Source organism: Pseudoalteromonas sp. PPB1, from assembly GCF_015356275.1.
Taxonomy (GTDB): Bacteria; Pseudomonadota; Gammaproteobacteria; order Enterobacterales; family Alteromonadaceae; genus Pseudoalteromonas; species Pseudoalteromonas rubra_D.
Map to the genome: position 1 here is coordinate 78625 of NZ_JACEQV010000006.1, position 16915 is coordinate 95539.

Consider the following 16915-nt stretch of genomic DNA (forward strand, 5'->3'; position numbering starts at 1 on the left):
ATAACACTGTATTAAGTAAATATTCAGGATATAAAACTGATCATGCATACTCAGTTAGACAGAACCGATAGAAAGATTTTAGTTGAACTGCAAAAAGACGGACGAATTTCTAATGTAGAATTGGCAAGACGAATAGGGCTAAGCGCTACGCCTTGTCTGGAGCGGGTAAAAAAACTCGAACGCGAAGGCTATATAAAAGGCTATAAGGCAGTTGTTGACCCGGTGAAACTGGGTCAGGGCTTGTTGGTATTCGTTGAGGTCACAGTTAATAAAAATTCGCCAGACGTGTTCGATCAGTTTAATCAGGCGGTCAAACAACATGATGAAATTATCGAATGTCATCTTGTGTCTGGTAACTTTGATTATCTGTTAAAAACTCGGGTGACGGATATGTCTGAGTATCGCGGCGTTTTGGGTGAGATACTTTTAAAACTCCCCAGTATTAGTGAAAGTCGTACCTATGTTGTAATGGAAGAAGTAAAAGGGGAGCAAGGTGAAGTGATAAAACCTTGTGCACCCTAGGGAAATTCTTGCTAAGGTGTGCAAAAAGTCATGTTAGAATTAACGAAACAGTATTTAGGTATTACATAATGCGCTTAAATGGTATTCAGCGCCTGCTGGAGACTGGCCTGATTGTCAGTACGGCGGCAGCGATATTTACGCTGTGCGCACTTATCAGCTTTGACCCGGCAGACCCCGCCTGGACGCAAACAGGCGAGTTTATCAAGGTTAACAACGTCACAGGTGCTGCTGGTGCCTGGGTTGCTGATATCTTATTACTCAGCTTTGGCTGGCTGGCATTTTTAGTGCCAGCTGTCATTCAGTTGTTTGGCTATCTGTTGTTCAAAAAACCACATAAGCTACTGCAGTTAGACTACACAACTTTGGGACTGAGACTGATAGGCGGCACGTTATTTATCACATCAGCCAGTGCTATCAGTAGCATCAATTTTGATGATATTTATAATTTTTCTTCCGGTGGGGTAGTGGGGGATGTGGTCGCCAGTGCCATGATGCCTGCATTTAACTTTACTGGAACCACAATCTTGTTATTGTGCTTTTTCTTTGCCGGTCTGACCCTGTTAACAGGGGTATCCTGGGTTGAATTTGTCGACTATATTGGCGAAAAAGTGGTTGCGTTCTGTAAATGGTGTTTCGACAAAATAAAACATCGTAGCGAACCCAAGTCGGCGGTCACGCTAAGTGATGGCAAAGAAGACAGCAAAGACGCTGGTCTGCCGAATAATGCTACGCTGGTCGAAAGTGCTGAGCGCAATCAAGCAGCTGTGCAAGTTGAAGCCGAAGCCAGTGAGCAGGTTATAGAAAATGTGGTTGAGGCCACAACCCCTGATCCCGTCGAGCAAATTTCGGATACTGATCAACAGTCCAATAAGAGTAAGCCTCAAAAACTAAAAGATAAGTTGTTTGGCGCAAAACCAGCGTCTCAGCCCGAGCCCGAGATACGTCACTCAGAGGCAAGTGATTTAGCGATAGCCAATGACGATGATATCGCCGTAGCGCCCAGCGTGTTCGATGAGCTGGATGACATTCTTGAGCAGGAAATTAACTTCTCTGCGGTCGACGATGAAGCGTTTGATACGGTAGCGGCACTGAATGCACTGGACGATACTCCTGCGCCTGTTGAAACCAAAGTGGTATCACCTGCACGGCCATTAAAGCCGAAAGAAAAACCTGCATCAGGTTATCAGCCACCACCGAGCGCCAAAGAGCAATTTGAAGCTTTATTGGAAGCTGAACCTCCGAAAGATCCTTTGCCGTCACTCGACTTGCTAGACAGACCAGACAAAGCGAAAAACCCGATCTCAGAAGAAGAGCTCGAAGCGGTATCTCGACTTGTTGAGTCCAAACTATTGGATTTCAATATTCAGGCTAAGGTTATGGGAGTTTATCCGGGACCTGTTGTTACACGTTTTGAGCTGGATCTGGCACCTGGAATTAAAGTTGCTAAGATCACCGGCCTTGCGAAAGATTTGGCGCGTTCTCTGTCAGCCGTCAGTGTGCGTGTGGTTGAAGTTATTCCGGGCAAGACTTTTGTGGGTCTGGAGCTACCAAATAAAAATCGAGAAATCGTGCGTTTATCAGAAGTGATAAACGCCCCTAAGTTTGAGCAAAATGCTTCGCCACTGACCATGGTACTGGGCAAAGATATTGCCGGGCAGCCGGTGGTGGCCGATTTGGCCAAAATGCCTCACTTACTTGTCGCCGGTACAACAGGTTCAGGTAAGTCAGTCGGCGTTAATGTTATGATATTAAGCTTGTTGTACAAATCACCACCTGAAGACGTACGCATGATTATGATTGACCCTAAAATGCTTGAATTGTCGGTGTATGAGGGCATTCCGCATTTGCTGTGTGAGGTGGTCACGGATATGAAAGAAGCAGCCAATGCGTTGCGTTGGTGTGTGGGTGAAATGGAACGTCGTTATAAGCTGATGTCAGCGCTTGGCGTGCGAAATCTGAAGGGCTACAACCAGAAGATCCTGGATGCAAAGGAAGCTGGTCATCCAATTCTGGACCCCTTGTTTAAAGACACGGATGGCATGGCAGACGAGCCCGAAGAGCTGGATAAGCTGCCGAGTATTGTTGTAGTGATCGATGAATTTGCCGACATGATGATGATTGTGGGCAAAAAGGTAGAAGAGTTAATTGCCCGTATCGCGCAAAAAGCGCGTGCAGCAGGGATCCACCTTGTGCTGGCGACGCAGCGACCTTCCGTGGATGTGATCACCGGCCTGATCAAGGCGAATATCCCAACCCGGATGGCGTTTCAGGTATCGAGTAAAATCGACTCGCGTACCATACTGGACCAACAAGGTGCAGAAAACCTGTTGGGTATGGGTGACATGCTATATCTACCACCAGGCACCAGTGTACCGATACGTGTTCATGGCGCATTTGTTGATGACCATGAGGTGCATGCGGTCGTCAGTGACTGGAAAGCCCGCGGTAAACCCAACTATATCGATGACATATTGTGTGGCGAAGCCACAGAAGATATTTTACTGCCAGGCGAGGCAAGTGAGGGGGAAGACGAGGAGTCCGACCCACTCTATGATGAAGCCGTGGCGTTTGTCATTGAAACCGGTAAGGTCTCAGTGTCTAGCGTTCAGCGAAAATTACGCGTTGGTTATAACCGCGCGGCTCGCCTGGTTGAACAAATGGAAATGTCCGGCGTCGTCAGTGCGCCAGGGCACAATGGTGCCAGAGAAGTACTGGTGCCCAAAGGTGGAGCGAATTAATGAAGTTACAACCACTTATTCTGGCTTTATGTATGGTCGGGGCTAATCCGGCAGTATTTGCAACTCAAGCGAACGCAACGCAAACGGTTAGTGTTGCTGCACAGTCTTTGAAAGATAAGTTAAAAGCACTGGAGAGCTTTCGAGCCGAGTTTGAGCAAAGTGTGATTGATCAGGACGGACACCTTATCCAATCCGGTAAGGGCGAAATAGTACTGCAATACCCTGCTAAAATACGCTGGCAACAGAATGAGCCCGATGAAACTTTACTAGTTTCAGATGGGCTTCGTACGGTTTATTTTGACAGCTTTGCTGAGCAAGCAACGATTCTTAATACACTTGGTCTGATAGACACAACGCCCTTTGTATTGCTGACGACACAAGATCCAAAGCAATGGCAGAAATACCAGGTTTCAGAAATTTCTGGTGGCTATCGTATTGAGCCCATTCAGTCCGGTGCTCAGGTGGAGCGGTTGGATGTTTTGTTTGCTGACGGTGGCCTGAAAATTGGCCAGTTGAACGTCACAGATTCTTCAGGTCAGATCTCCAGCTTTAAGTTCAGCGAGGCACAGATCAATGGTCCGGTGGATGCCGAGCAATTTAAGTTTGTGATCCCAGAAGGGGTGGTCGTCGACGACCAGACACAAAGTGACTAACCTGGGTTTTGATTTTGCGCCAGATGTCAGGCCTTTGGCGGCGAGAATGCGACCGTCCAACTTAGACGGTTACATTGGGCAAAGTCATATTCTTGGTGCTGATAGTCCGTTGCGTCGGGCTATTGCTCAGGGACGTTGCCATAGTTTGATTTTGTGGGGGCCTCCAGGGGTAGGTAAAACCACACTTGCAGAGATCATCGCGCATCATGCGAATGCACAATTGTGCAAGTTATCTGCGGTTACAGCAGGCGTGAAGGAGATCCGTGAGCAAGTGCTCGATGCGAAGAATCGCCTAAGCCAAAGTAGTACTCGTACAATCTTGTTTGTTGATGAAGTCCATCGATTCAATAAGTCACAGCAGGATGCCTTTTTGCCACATATTGAAGACGGTACTTTTATCTTTATTGGTGCTACCACTGAAAACCCTTCATTTGCCCTGAACAATGCGATTTTATCCCGCGCACGTGTCTATACCTTAAAGCCGCTTAGTCTCGACGAGCTTACTCAGGTACTGCGTCAGGCACAGACTCAGGACAAAGAGCTTGGCAGCCTGCAAATTACACTGGATGATGCCGTGATAGATGCATTGTCTCGTGCTGCGGATGGCGATGCCAGAAAAGCGCTCAATCTGCTTGAACAAGCCATTGATCTGGGTGCTAATGGTGAAGGGCAAGTGTTAGTAGATGAAGCGGTACTAAAACAAGTCTTACCGTCGCACCTGGCGAAATATGATAAGGGCGGGGATATATATTACGATTTGATCTCAGCATTTCATAAATCTGTGCGGGGTAGCGATCCGGACGCCGCGTTATATTGGTATTGTCGGATCCTTGCTGGTGGTGGCGATCCGCTTTACGTAGCCAGGCGATTACTTGCGATTGCGACTGAAGACATAGGCAATGCCGATCCACGTGCCATGCAAGTGGCACTGAATGCCTGGGATATCTATCACCGGGTTGGTCCTAGTGAAGGAGAGCGGGCCATCGCACAGGCAACTATCTACCTGGCCAGTGCGGCCAAAAGTAATGCCGTCTACATGGCGTTCAATCAGGCTAAGCAGGATGCCGCCAGCGATCCTGACCTTCCGGTGCCAGAGCATCTGCGTAATGCCCCCACCAAGTTGATGAAAGAACTCGGCTTTGGTGAGGAGTATCGATATGCACACAATGAACCGGGGGCGTTTGCCGCTGGTGAATGTTACTTCCCTGCAGATATACAGCAGCGTCGTTACTATGAGCCCAGTGACAGAGGGTTAGAGAAACAAATTTCTGAAAAACTCCGTTACTTGCGTTCTTTGAATGAGCAAAGTGTCCAGAAACGCTATCAAGATGAAGACAATCACTGATGGATTTGATTAAAACTTACCTGATGATTGCGACCGGTGGCGCATTTGGCGCCTGCATGCGCTTTTTTATTAGTGATATCACCTTAAAACTCTTGGGTAAGGGATTCCCTTTTGGTACGTTGACCGTTAATATTCTGGGTTCACTGTTGATGGGCATTCTCTACGGATTAATTGATAAGCAGGTCATTGAAGTATCTCCGGCTAAAAGTTTGGTCGGGATTGGCTTCTTGGGTGCTTTAACGACATTTTCTACCTTTTCTATGGATTCTTTGCTGTTACTTCAGCAAGGCCAGATAATGAAAATGGTACTTAATATAGTGTTGAATGTCGTGATGTGTATTTTCATGGCCTGGATAGGCCTGTGCTTAGTCATGCAAAAAGGTTAAAAGAATAAACTATGTTAGATGCAAAGTATTTACGTCAGGACATTGAGGAAGCAGCAGAGCGTTTGAAAAAACGTGGCTTTGAGCTCGATGTGGCTGCTATTAACGCGCTGGAAGAAAAACGAAAAACACTTCAGACCAAAACGCAGGAACTGCAAAGTGAGCGTAACAGCCGTTCCAAAGCGATAGGCCAGGCTAAAGCAAAAGGTGAAGACGTTCAGCCATTACTGGATGCTGTTGCTGACCTGGGTGATCAGCTAAGTGCCGCAAAAACAGAGCAGGATGAAGTGCTGGCTCAGTTGCAAGATATTGCTGCAACCTTACCAAATTTACCTGCCGAAGATGTTCCAGTTGGCGCAGATGAAAGTGAAAACGTTGAGGTGAGCAAGTGGGGCGAGCCAAAAGCGTTTGACTTTGAAGTTAAAGATCACGTTGACCTGGGTGAGGCGTTAGGTAAAGGTCTGGATTTTGAAACCGGCGTTAAGCTTAGTGGCTCTCGCTTTACGGTAATGCGTGGTGGTATTGCTCGTCTTAACCGTGCATTGTCGCAATTTATGCTGGATACGCATACAGACCAAAACGGTTATACCGAAATGTGTGTGCCTTACCTGGTTAACAAGGCAAGTTTGTACGGCACGGGACAGTTACCTAAGTTTGCTGAAGATTTGTTTCATACGGAAGCATTAAGCGAAGACCAGGACGGCTACAGCCTAATTCCTACTGCCGAAGTACCTCTGACCAATTGCGCACGCGACGAAATTTTCGACGAGAAAGAGCTACCAGTTCGCATGACTGCGTATACGCCATGTTTCAGAAGTGAAGCGGGCAGTTATGGTCGTGACACACGTGGTCTTATCCGTCAGCATCAGTTCGATAAAGTAGAGTTAGTACAGCTGGTTAAGCCTGAAGATTCGATGGCTGCGTTGGAAGAGCTGACAGGCCATGCAGAAGGCATTTTGCAGGCACTGGAGCTGCCTTATCGTAAAGTCGTCTTGTGTACCGGCGACATGGGCTTTGGTGCGGCAAAAACTTATGACCTTGAAGTTTGGTTGCCTGCGCAAAACACTTACCGTGAAATTTCTTCTTGTTCAAACATGCAGGACTTCCAGGCGCGCCGCATGCAAGCGCGTTTCCGCCGTGCTGGTGAGAAAAAGCCTGAGTTACTGCATACACTAAATGGTTCAGGTTTGGCGATTGGCCGTACTTTGGTCGCAATATTGGAAAACTATCAACAAGCAGATGGCTCTATTGTCGTACCAACTGTATTAAGACCATACATGGGTGGTCTTGAGAAAATCCAGTAAAACGCTTAACGCGTTGATCTAAGGCCGCATTCTAGCGGCCTTTTTTATTACAAATTAATGAATGTTTTTTTACGCTGATTTGTTAATGAACAATCTAATATTTCACTAAAATAAGATGACTTTTAAGAGTTATCTTTATTTTCTGCATTAATTTTCTTTTTACCCATATTTGTTACTTGCCAGTCATCGTTCGCTTGTTGCATGTGAAAACGATATATGATTTATTGTTTTTGAAGGTTTGGCCAATCCTGAATTAGTCGACCTGTGTCTGGCGAAAAAGCGCGTTCACAGTCGGCCGTTGTTTAACCATATGCAATAGTAAAAATGTTAGTAGTTAGATGAAATTCGAGCTATCGGCTGTCAGGCAGCCTGCGGCGAAGCACTGAATCAAAGTGTACAGAGGACCCTGTCGTGCTTCGTACGGATTGATATTTACGAATTTATTAACTATTTATTAAATGTGGATGTCGTCAAGACGAAAGCAACTCGAAAAATATGAAAGGTGAGGAATTTACCTATGAAGAGACAGAAAAGAGACCGTTTAGAAAGAGCACATGCCCAGGGATTCAAAGCAGGTTTAGCGGGCCGGTCCAAAGATTTATGTCCATATCAGCAAGTAGAGCACAGATCAGAATGGTTGGGGGGATGGCGAGAGGCCATAGATAACCGCAACATGTACAAAACCTAAATTCCTATAAATATCTAATGACTAAGCAAGGTCAAAAGCCCCTACGATGGGGCTTTGTTTTTTGTATTTAAATCCTCCTACTAATCTTTCTTGTATCGCTGCACCATATTGGCCTCAAAATAGCGCGTGTAGACTCGATTGTTTCGATTAGGTGTTATACCAATTTCACTTAATACCTGGTCTATTTGAAGGAGCAAATAGGACGCTAACAGCGTTAAAAATTTCTCATTTAGAACAACTAAATAGCAAAATTTTTGCCTTGTTATCGACCCTATTTTCTCGCCTCAAAATAGATCACTTAATTTAGCAAATTGGTATTACTCAGCGTTGAACCCGTTGCGCTCTCTACCGTTGCTGCTAATGGGGCAGAGTGCCTAACTGTACAATGCATCAGTAACCTGAAGCTAAATAGTCAAGATCAGTACCAATTAACGTAGTAGCTATGAACCTATTCTTATTATGTGATTATGGAGTCGTCTCGAGCGCGATGAGCTGACGTGTTGAAGGTTTTTCAGGCTGAGCCTCAGGGATAAAGAAACTTGCGCCGAATGCTTATCTGGTGGCGCTGAGATTGCACTTAGTCAAAGTACAGAGCAATGATCTTTGGATGTTTATGTTTGAACAGGCACCACTGGGTGCCTGTCTAGCAAATCTTTCGGACAAAGGGTGAAATTACAGATTGGCAAAGTAATATAGCCCATAACCCACAAACAGTGCCGGTATGGCCGAGTAGAGTGTGGCCACGACCGCAGCGCCGGGGGCGAGTGCCAGGGCCGGAAACAATGCGTCTCCATCGTTTGCCACCGCGTTGGCTGCCAGTGCACTAAAAGGTAAAACTCCCTGAATATATAAGCTGGTTACCACTATCTGAGGGCCACAGCCTGGTAGCATGCCAATGGCTATTGCGATAAGGGGGGCGAAAACGGCGTATTGGGAAAACCAAGCAGCCAGATCTAAGCCAAACAGAGCGACAGACAACTCATAGAGCATAAAACTGGCAACAACCCAGGCCGTGACAAAATGCGTATCGTGGATCACCTTGGCAAGCTTGGAAGGGGGATCTTGCTCATCATCTTCCGCAGTGACTTCCCGATAACTTTGACCTTTAGAAGACAACGCCCAGATTGTGAGTGCAAACAGGGCAAGTGCTGCACCTGCCAGTTCAACGGGCTGTGTCAGTATGCCTAAATCGGTGTTAAATGCGATAAGCAAAGCTATCATCAGGCAAGGGAGAAGTACCCAACGCCATACAGGTTCACTGAAACGGATAGCACTAGACGGCGCTTTACATTCAATCACATTTTTACTCTGCGCATCGGGTTGGCAAAACCCGGGTTTGTGTAACAGGTTAACGACCAAACCACTGACTATGCCTACGGCAATACCCAAAGTGATGATTGTAAGTCCCTCAATTGGCTTTTTAGCCAGAAGCAAAAAAGCTGCATCCCCCATGGTTGCAGTCAGTACGGCGACCACTGACGCAAAGCTTGCCTGGCCTTTCGTAAATTGAGTAACCACTATGATGGCGCCACCGCAGCCAGGCAGAGCGCCAAGTACTGCGGCCATAGAGATTTCCAGTGCCGGGGATTTCGCTTTAAGATAGCTGAGTTCAAGTTGCGGCAGTCGTCGACCAGAAAGTAATAAATAGCGAGTGTGCCGGCAACAAATACGCTTACCTGAAAAAACGCATCTGCAAGTGTGGCGATAGTCAGCTCACGGAGAGGTTCGAATAAAATCGCCAGACTGACTAGCAAGGGAAGCAATAATCGCTTGTTTGCTATAAAGGAAGAGAGCGCTGATTTACCTCTGGTTGTGACAGAGTAGGATTGTGAGAGCATAAAAAGTGCAACCGGTTGAAAACACAGTTGCACTTTAAAATGTTATTAAATGAAAATCAATATCATTTGTATTTATTTGTTGCGCTGGAACTCCGAGGTTGCTTTCCAGGTTGGCCATTCACTTTGTTGTGAAATGTCATAGCCGACCTGGAAGAACAATTGGAGATCTTGTACTGCACCGCTCAAATCCCACTCATCGCGGTAACGGTCACACGGTTGGTGATAACAACCACGTAGAACCAGACTCATGCGCTTACGATATTGTGCTGTGGCCTCATCACGCGCTTCTGTACCACCGCCAGCATACATTGCCGGCACACCCATGTTAGCGAAGGCGAAGTGATCTGAACGGTAGTAGCCGCCAGCAGCCGGGCGCGGATCACCAGAAACAACACGGTTTTGCTCTTTAGCAGCTGTCTCAAGCATCTCATCCAGTGATGACTTGCCGATACCGACGACGCTGATGTCTTTCACTTTACCCAGCAGGTTGAGGCTATCCATATTGATGTTAGCGACCGTTTTGTCCGCAGCAATCACCGGGTTCGCTGCATAGAATTTAGAGCCTAAGAGACCTTGCTCTTCCGCGGTAACCGCCAGGAATGTGATAGAGCGGTCTGGTTTTACGGGTAGTTTGCTGAATGCTTCCGCCACTTCGATCATGCCACCTGTGCCGGTTGCATTATCGTGCGCGCCATTGTAGATCTTATCGCCTTTACGGTTAGGATCGGTACCCAGATGGTCCCAGTGCGCAGAATAGATGATGTGCTCATCACTGTGTTTTGCGCCAGGCAAAGTCGCGATGAAGTTATAAGACGTTGACGTACTGATCTTGCTTTTCACGGTAACAGACGCGGTCAAATCGCCCATATCGACGTGATATGCGCCGGCTGCGGCTTTTTCTTTCGCTTGCGCGAAGTCCAGACCGGCTTTAGCAAATAGCTCTTTGGCAACGTCACTGGTAACCCAGCCTTCTACCGCGACACGATCCATGTTGTTGTTTTCTTTTTGGAAGCCAAACTGAGGACCACTCCAGGAGTTCTCAACAACACTCCAGGGATAAGAGGCAGGTGCTGTTTCGTGAACGATAATTGCACCAGCTGCTCCCTGACGGCTCGCTTCTTCATATTTATAAGTCCAGCGACCGTAGTAGGTCATGGCTTCACCGGTGAACAGCGCAGGATCTTTGCGTGCAAAGCCCGGGTCATTGACCAGCATGACAACCGTTTTTCCGCGCACATCCAGGCCTTCATAATCGTTCCAGCCATACTCCGGAGCGTTCACACCATAGCCGACAAATACCAGCTCAGAGTCTTTAATAGACTCCAGTTTGCTGATACGACCCGTACCCATTACCATGTCTTTCTTGTATTCGTAGTCTTTTCCGCCAATGCTCAGCGTCATGTTTGGATCGGCTTCGATTGAGACCAGAGGTACTTCCTGGAAGAAGCTATCGCCATTACCCGGCTGAAAGCCAAGCTCTGTGAAATGCTTTTTCAGGTAAGCGAGGGTCAGCTCTTCACCTTTTGTAGACGGTGCTCGACCGCCAAATTCATCAGAGGCCAGGGTTTTGATATGTCCGGCCAGTTGCTCTGCATTGATGCTGTTATAAGCGGCATTTACGTCGCCTGGCTGGTTAGTTTGTGTCGCCATACAGCCAGCTAAAACAGCAACAGAAAGTGCGCTTAGCGCTAGTTTTAGTTTCATAGTGTTATTATCTTCGCTTGTTGTTATACGCCGTTAGTATAACGTTATTTGTATTGATATTTCGACTTTTGGCGACAATTGACGGGTTTGTACAATTACTGAACAAAGTCGACTGGGATAAGGCGACTCGCTGAGGTAAAATGGCTGCTTTGATTTATGCCAGAGAAAGATAAACCGGCAATATGAATAAATTTACCGCGCCAGAACACTGGCATGCAGACCTGTTCAGTCAGGCGCCATTTGAGCATTTAGAAGAGTTATTTGCACTCAGTCATCACTCAGACTGGCCATCTTTCACTTGGCTGAATGAACAAAAAGATAGCACGCAAAGTCGCGACATTGTGTTTACACCAAACAGTGAGCTGGAAAGCGAAACTTTGTATTACGAGGAGATCATAGCGCAAACCCATCGCATTCCGACCCGTGAAAACAATTGGCACGACTTTTTTGGTGCCCTGATTTGGTGTCTCTTTCCGCAAACTAAGTCTTTGCTTAACCGTTTGCATATGCAGGAAATCGCAGAGCACGGCCTGAAGCAACGTAGTAAAAAGCGCAATGCCCTGACTCTGTTTGACGAATGTGGTGTCGTGCTCGCGGTACCTGACTTGAGCTGGCAAAGTGCGTTAAGAGCGCATCAGTGGCAGGAGGTTTTCTATGAATACGGTGCGATGTGGCATCATAATCTGTTGCCATTTACCTTTGGTCATGCGAATTATGAAATGCTGACCAAGCCCTTTATCGGTTTAACGGGTAAAGTGGTTTGTATCGAAGTTGATGAAGCCTTTTATCATCTGCCTTTGCAACTTCAGTATCGCCATCTGGACCAGAAACTGGTTAATATGATAGAGCGTCAAGGGCTGTTAGATAATAACCAACAGATGTCGCCATTACCCTTGCTTGGGATCCCACAATGGTATCAGGGGCAACAGGATCTGGCTTTTTACAGTGATACCGACTACTTTCGCCCCAAGCGGCAGCCGGTCAAGAAAAAGGATACTCAGTGATACAGGTTGAAGGTTTAAAAAAACGCTTCAAGCTCAGCAAGGAGCACAACAAAAATAAAACCAGTAGCGATCCGCGAGAACGCGATGGCTACTTTCATTCTGTCGAGTCTGTCTCGTTTCAATGCCAGCAGGCGGAGGTACTGGGGCTACTTGGACCCAACGGAGCGGGTAAAACCACCACGCTCAGGATGCTATCTACTGCGCTCACACCTGACAGCGGCGCAATCTTTGTTGGTGGACAGGATATCGTTAAAAAACCGCTTCACGGCCGGCGTAGTATCGGCTTTCTGTCTGGCACAACAGGTTTATATGGGCGGCTGAGTGCGCAAGAAAATGTTGAGTATTTTGCCCGATTACACGGGCTCAAAGGCAAATCACTGAAAGCACGTTGTGAGTTGTTGTACGAAACACTTGATATGACCTCATTTCTAGATAAGCGGGCAGAGAGCCTGTCCACCGGAATGAAGCAAAAAACCAATATCGCCAGAGCTGTTGTGCATGAACCTCAGGTGGTTATTTTAGACGAGCCGACAACGGGTTTGGACATCATGACCAAACAAACCGTGCTGACATTTATCAGGCAGTTAAAAGAACAGGGCACACCTGTTATTTTTTCTACTCACCATCTGGATGAAGTGGATATGTTGTGCGATCGGGTGTGTGTAATTGATAAAGGTGTCAGTTGCTTTGACGGAGATTTGGCGACATTTCGTGAGCAAGGTAAGAATACGGAACTCAACCAGGCGTTTTTGAACATTGTTCGGGAGGTACAAGATGTTTGAGGTCATGTTCAAGGAGCTTCGAGAGCTGCTTAGAGATAGAAAAACCTTGTTCTTTGTGATTGCGCTGCCCATTGTGATCTTTCCTGTGTTGTTCGCTTTTGTGGCTTTTTTAACTTCTAAGGCAGCACTCGAAGCTGAGCAAAAAGTCCATACCTATTTTGTAGTCAACGAAGACTACGCACCTACTTTTTCCGACACCTTGTTCTATCACCGCAGCTTTAAACGATACGAAGGAGAGGCTCAGCTTGATAGTGTCTCCGCATTGCGTGACGCAGTCAGGCAGGGCATTATCGATGTGGGTATCTATATCCCGGCGGCGCCAGACAAACAGTTAGCTCAAGGCGAACAGAGCCGGTTTCAGGTGGTCTTTAATGATGCGCAGTCGATCAATTACATTTATAGTAGGATAAAAAAGGTTATTGATACCTATTCAGCCAAACTGACGGAGCAAGCGCTCAGTGAGCTCGGTGTGGATACCGATAAGCAAGGCGCGGTGCTTCAGCCTGTGCTGATGGAAAAAGTGGACACCGCTGATCGGCGAGAAAATATTGGCGAGAAAATCGGTGCTTTTATCCCCTATATGCTGATCCCGCTGGTACTAATGGGAGCCAGTTACCCGGCTATCGACCTCGGTGCAGGTGAAAAAGAACGTGGTACTCTGGAGACGTTGCTACTGACACCATTGACTCGTACTCAGCTGGTTTTAGGTAAGTTCCTCACTATATTGATCAGCTCTATAGCCTGCGCTTTGGTGACTGTATCCAGCATGTCTATCTGGATTGGCTTAGCCAGCGGCTTTGGGGCGCTTGATCCTATCCTGAGTGCTTTTGCGAGTGTCACTCAATGGGATTTTTTACTTATTTTTGCATTGCTGTTGCCTGTGGCTATGATGTTGTCATCTTTGGTATTGGCTATCTCGATTTATGCGCGTAGCTTCAAAGAGGCGCAAAATTACATGGGGCCTTTGAGCATGTTGGTGTTTGTGCCCATCGTGGTGTCTGTTTTACCTAACATGGCGTTAAATGCCAAAACCGCCTGGATCCCTATCACAAATGTTGCGCTGGCGATTAAAGAAATCGTCAAAGGAACGGTGGACTACCAGGCCGTGGGTATGATTTTCCTAGCTTCAATCCTGCTCGCAGCCGCGCTACTGGCATGCTGTGTGCGCTGGTTTAGCCGTGAAGAGGTATTATTCAGATAAAGCGACGGGCTAGCATGGATAAACGCAGACTTTATCCATGCTAGTTGCTTAAGCGGCTTTCACATCTTGCGGCGAACTGGCTTCCGGTTCAACGACGGTCAGCACTTTCTTAATGTCTGACCAATGCAGTAGCTCAATGCGGCCTTGCTCATTTTCAACCAGCGCTGTGCAATTCTCAATCCAGTCACCATCGTTACAATATACGATGCCATCCATAACCGAGATTCTTGGTTGGTGGATATGGCCACAAATGATGCCATCGACACCGTGCTTTTTGGCTTCGTGTACGGCGGCTTGTTCAAAGGCATGAATGGCTTCACGGGCTTTATGGACGCGGTTTTTCAGCCAGGAAGCTAAAGACCAGTAATGACCACCGTATAATCTTCGGATCCGGTTAGTCCAGCGATTAAGAAATAGCAAAAAGTCATAGGCCGCGTCGCCGATAATGCTGATTAGTTTGTTATATCGGGTTGCGGAATCAAAGTCATCGCCATGTAAAAGTAAGAACCGCTTACCCGCTGACGTAGTATGTACGTAAGTTTTGTGTACTTCGACGTGAAACAGCGTTTTACCCACATAATTGCGAAAGGTTTCGTCGTGATTGCCAGGGATATAAATAACCCGGGTGCCATTTTCGGCTTTGCGCTGAATACACTCCAGCACCTGATAGTGACTTGGATGCCAAAAGAACTGACGTTTTAAAGACCAAAGGTCAACGATGTCGCCAACCAAATATAAGGTATCGCAGCGAGTACTGTTAAGAAAGTCCAGCAGGAAATCGGCTTTACAGTCTTTGTAGCCAAGGTGGACATCGGAGATCCAAATTGTCGGATAGTAGGTTTGTGTCATAGCCATGTTCTCGAGCGTAATAAGCCCTAAGTTAGAGACGGCGGATGACAAAAGCAGGGCAGTTACGAGAAGCTATTATGACAGCAAAGAGAGAAACAGAGCGCAACTGTGTACGCTCTGTCTGAAGGTTTATTTACCCAGTGCCTTGGCAATTTCTGCAACGGCAGAATCGATGTCCAGCATGAGTTTTTCACCTGTACGGCGGTTTTTCAGTTCAACCTGGTTATTATCCAGGTTGCGCTCACCAATTACGAGCGTGTATGGCACACCAAGTAGCTCCATGTCGTTAAACATCACACCCGGGCGTTCTTTACGGTCGTCGAATAACACCTCAACGCCGGCCGCTTGCAGATCGGTATAGAACTTCTGTGCAATATCCGGAATACGATGTGACTTGTGCATGTTCATTGGCACAATCGCCAGCTCGAATGGGGCGATAGCCTGAGGCCACTTGATCCCGTAATCGTCGTTGTTTTGCTCAATCGCAGCAGCGACAATACGTGATACACCAATACCATAGCAACCCATGGTCATTACCTGGTTTTTACCGCTTTCACCTAATACACCGGCGCTCATGGCTTCTGAGTACTTAGTTCCCAGCTGGAAAATGTGACCCACTTCAATGCCGCGTTTTATTTGTAGCGTGCCTTTGCCACACGGGCTTGGATCGCCTTCAACCACATTGCGAATGTCAGCAACCGTGTAATCTGTGACATCACGATCCCAGTTGATGCCGCTGTAGTGCACGCCATTTTGGTTTGCACCTGCGACGAAATCGGCCATTACCGCAGCGCTGCGATCAACGATAACTGGCATGTTCAGACCAACCGGGCCCAATGAACCTGGCTTGGCGCCAATGGCTGCAACTATGTCTTCTTCTTTGGCCATTTCCAGCGGAGCGTCTATCAGTGGCAGTTTTTCTGCTTTGAGCTCATTCAGCTCATGGTCGCCGCGCAGGATCAGAGCAACCAGACCACGTTGGTCGTCTTCGTCAGGTGCACCATAGACGATCAGTGTTTTAACACCACGGTGTGGTTTAACACCATGCTTTTCTTTGAGCTCGGCAATGGTGTTTGCTTCAGGCGTATCGAAAGTATTCAGTTCTTTCGAAGGCTCAGGGCGAGACTCTGATGGCGCAACAGCTTCTGCCTTTTCGATATTAGCGGCATAATCACTGTCTGTGCTGAATGCAATGGCATCTTCGCCAGACTCAGCAAGCACATGGAATTCATGTGACACGCTGCCACCAATAGAGCCGGTATCTGCGATGACCGGGCGGTAATCCAGGCCCAGACGCTCGAAGATGTTACAGTAAGCCTGATGCATTACCTGATAGGTTTTTTCCAGACATGCATCATCCAGGTGGAAAGAGTAGGCATCTTTCATCGTAAATTCGCGCGCGCGCATCACACCAAAACGAGGGCGTACTTCGTCGCGTACTTTAGTCTGAACCTGGTACAAGGTCAGAGGCAGTTGTTTGTAGCTGCTGACTTCACGGCGTACCAGATCGGTGATCACTTCTTCGTGTGTCGGACCCAGCGCAAATGGACGGTTATGTCTGTCATTGATGCGCAGTAGTTCCGGACCAAATTGTTCCCAGCGGCCAGATTCCTGCCATAGATCCGCAGGCTGAATGATGGGCATAAGCATTTCAATGGCACCGGCTTTGTCCATCTCTTCGCGTACGATGTTCTCTACTTTACGTAGTACTTTCAGGCCGGAGGGTAGCCAGGTGTACAAACCTGAGGCTAACTTGCGGATCATGCCCGCACGTAACATCAGCTGGTGGCTGATCACTTCTGCATCTGCAGGCGTCTCTTTTTGAGTCGCTAAAATATATTGACTGGTACGCATACTTGTTCCGTTCAAATGAAGATTGCTTCGGCCAACCGACCACGCAACCC

At 47.3% G+C, this 16915-nt stretch carries 13 protein-coding genes and 1 pseudogene; 10 read left to right on the top strand and 4 right to left on the bottom strand.

Features of this window, described 5'->3' with window-relative positions; all coding sequences use genetic code 11:
* The first annotated feature begins 42 nt into the window (after positions 1 to 42).
* The 7 genes from lrp (at position 43) to rmf (ending at position 7633) form a co-directional block, all read left to right on the top strand.
* Positions 43 to 522 carry a leucine-responsive transcriptional regulator Lrp gene (gene lrp / locus IY568_RS07920; protein WP_010384600.1) on the top strand — a complete coding sequence of 160 codons (480 nt, stop codon included), beginning with the start codon at positions 43 to 45 and terminating at the stop codon, positions 520 to 522.
* A 68-nt stretch (positions 523 to 590) separates the two neighbouring features.
* Positions 591 to 3260, top strand: a complete 2670-nt coding sequence (locus IY568_RS07925; protein WP_194867247.1) for a DNA translocase FtsK — start codon at positions 591 to 593, stop codon at positions 3258 to 3260.
* Positions 3260 to 3913: an outer membrane lipoprotein chaperone LolA gene (gene lolA / locus IY568_RS07930; RefSeq protein ID WP_125559626.1), complete on the top strand. Its 654-nt coding sequence runs from the start codon at positions 3260 to 3262 to the stop codon at positions 3911 to 3913. Before IY568_RS07925 ends, lolA begins: the two co-directional genes overlap by 1 nt.
* Positions 3906 to 5258 (top strand): replication-associated recombination protein A, encoded by a 1353-nt coding sequence (locus tag IY568_RS07935; protein WP_125559624.1) that lies wholly within the window; start codon positions 3906 to 3908, stop codon positions 5256 to 5258. Before lolA ends, IY568_RS07935 begins: the two co-directional genes overlap by 8 nt.
* On the top strand, positions 5258 to 5644 hold the full coding sequence (gene crcB, locus IY568_RS07940) for a fluoride efflux transporter CrcB (protein WP_416365161.1): 387 nt from the start codon (positions 5258 to 5260) through the stop codon (positions 5642 to 5644). Before IY568_RS07935 ends, crcB begins: the two co-directional genes overlap by 1 nt.
* An 11-nt stretch (positions 5645 to 5655) precedes the next feature.
* Positions 5656 to 6945: a serine--tRNA ligase gene (gene serS / locus IY568_RS07945; protein WP_010384605.1), complete on the top strand. Its 1290-nt coding sequence runs from the start codon at positions 5656 to 5658 to the stop codon at positions 6943 to 6945.
* Between the two features lie 517 nt (positions 6946 to 7462).
* Positions 7463 to 7633 (top strand): ribosome modulation factor, encoded by a 171-nt coding sequence (gene rmf / locus IY568_RS07950; protein ID WP_010384607.1) that lies wholly within the window; start codon positions 7463 to 7465, stop codon positions 7631 to 7633.
* Positions 7634 to 8305: 672 nt separating this feature from the next.
* Here the strand turns inward: rmf and IY568_RS07955 are convergent.
* Both IY568_RS07955 and IY568_RS07960 read right to left on the bottom strand, forming a co-directional pair.
* Positions 8306 to 9471 (bottom strand): annotated as a pseudogene (locus IY568_RS07955) (putative manganese transporter).
* 72 nt (positions 9472 to 9543) lie between these two features.
* Positions 9544 to 11175: a M28 family metallopeptidase gene (locus IY568_RS07960; RefSeq protein WP_125559620.1), complete on the bottom strand. Its 1632-nt coding sequence runs from the start codon at positions 11173 to 11175 to the stop codon at positions 9544 to 9546.
* A gap of 182 nt (positions 11176 to 11357) precedes the next feature.
* Between IY568_RS07960 and IY568_RS07965 the strand changes: the two genes are divergently transcribed.
* From IY568_RS07965 to IY568_RS07975, 3 genes are read left to right on the top strand one after another with little or no spacing between them, the layout of a single operon-like run.
* A complete protein-coding gene (locus IY568_RS07965; RefSeq protein WP_194867248.1) occupies positions 11358 to 12179 on the top strand; it encodes a DUF3025 domain-containing protein in 822 nt (273 codons plus the stop codon).
* The gene (locus IY568_RS07970; protein WP_125559616.1) at positions 12176 to 12961 is read left to right on the top strand and encodes an ATP-binding cassette domain-containing protein; all 786 of its coding nucleotides are present in this window, start codon (positions 12176 to 12178) and stop codon (positions 12959 to 12961) included. Before IY568_RS07965 ends, IY568_RS07970 begins: the two co-directional genes overlap by 4 nt.
* Complete coding sequence (locus tag IY568_RS07975) at positions 12954 to 14162, top strand: ABC transporter permease (RefSeq protein ID WP_125559614.1); 1209 nt, start codon at positions 12954 to 12956, stop codon at positions 14160 to 14162. The genes IY568_RS07970 and IY568_RS07975 overlap by 8 nt, the downstream gene beginning before the upstream one ends.
* A 48-nt stretch (positions 14163 to 14210) precedes the next feature.
* Here the strand turns inward: IY568_RS07975 and IY568_RS07980 are convergent, their stop codons facing one another.
* Together IY568_RS07980 and IY568_RS07985 are read right to left on the bottom strand one after the other, a co-directional pair.
* Positions 14211 to 15011: a UDP-2,3-diacylglucosamine diphosphatase gene (locus IY568_RS07980; RefSeq protein WP_010384619.1), complete on the bottom strand. Its 801-nt coding sequence runs from the start codon at positions 15009 to 15011 to the stop codon at positions 14211 to 14213.
* Between the two features lie 129 nt (positions 15012 to 15140).
* Positions 15141 to 16865 carry a proline--tRNA ligase gene (locus IY568_RS07985; protein ID WP_194867249.1) on the bottom strand — a complete coding sequence of 575 codons (1725 nt, stop codon included), beginning with the start codon at positions 16863 to 16865 and terminating at the stop codon, positions 15141 to 15143.
* Positions 16866 to 16915 lie beyond the last annotated feature (50 nt).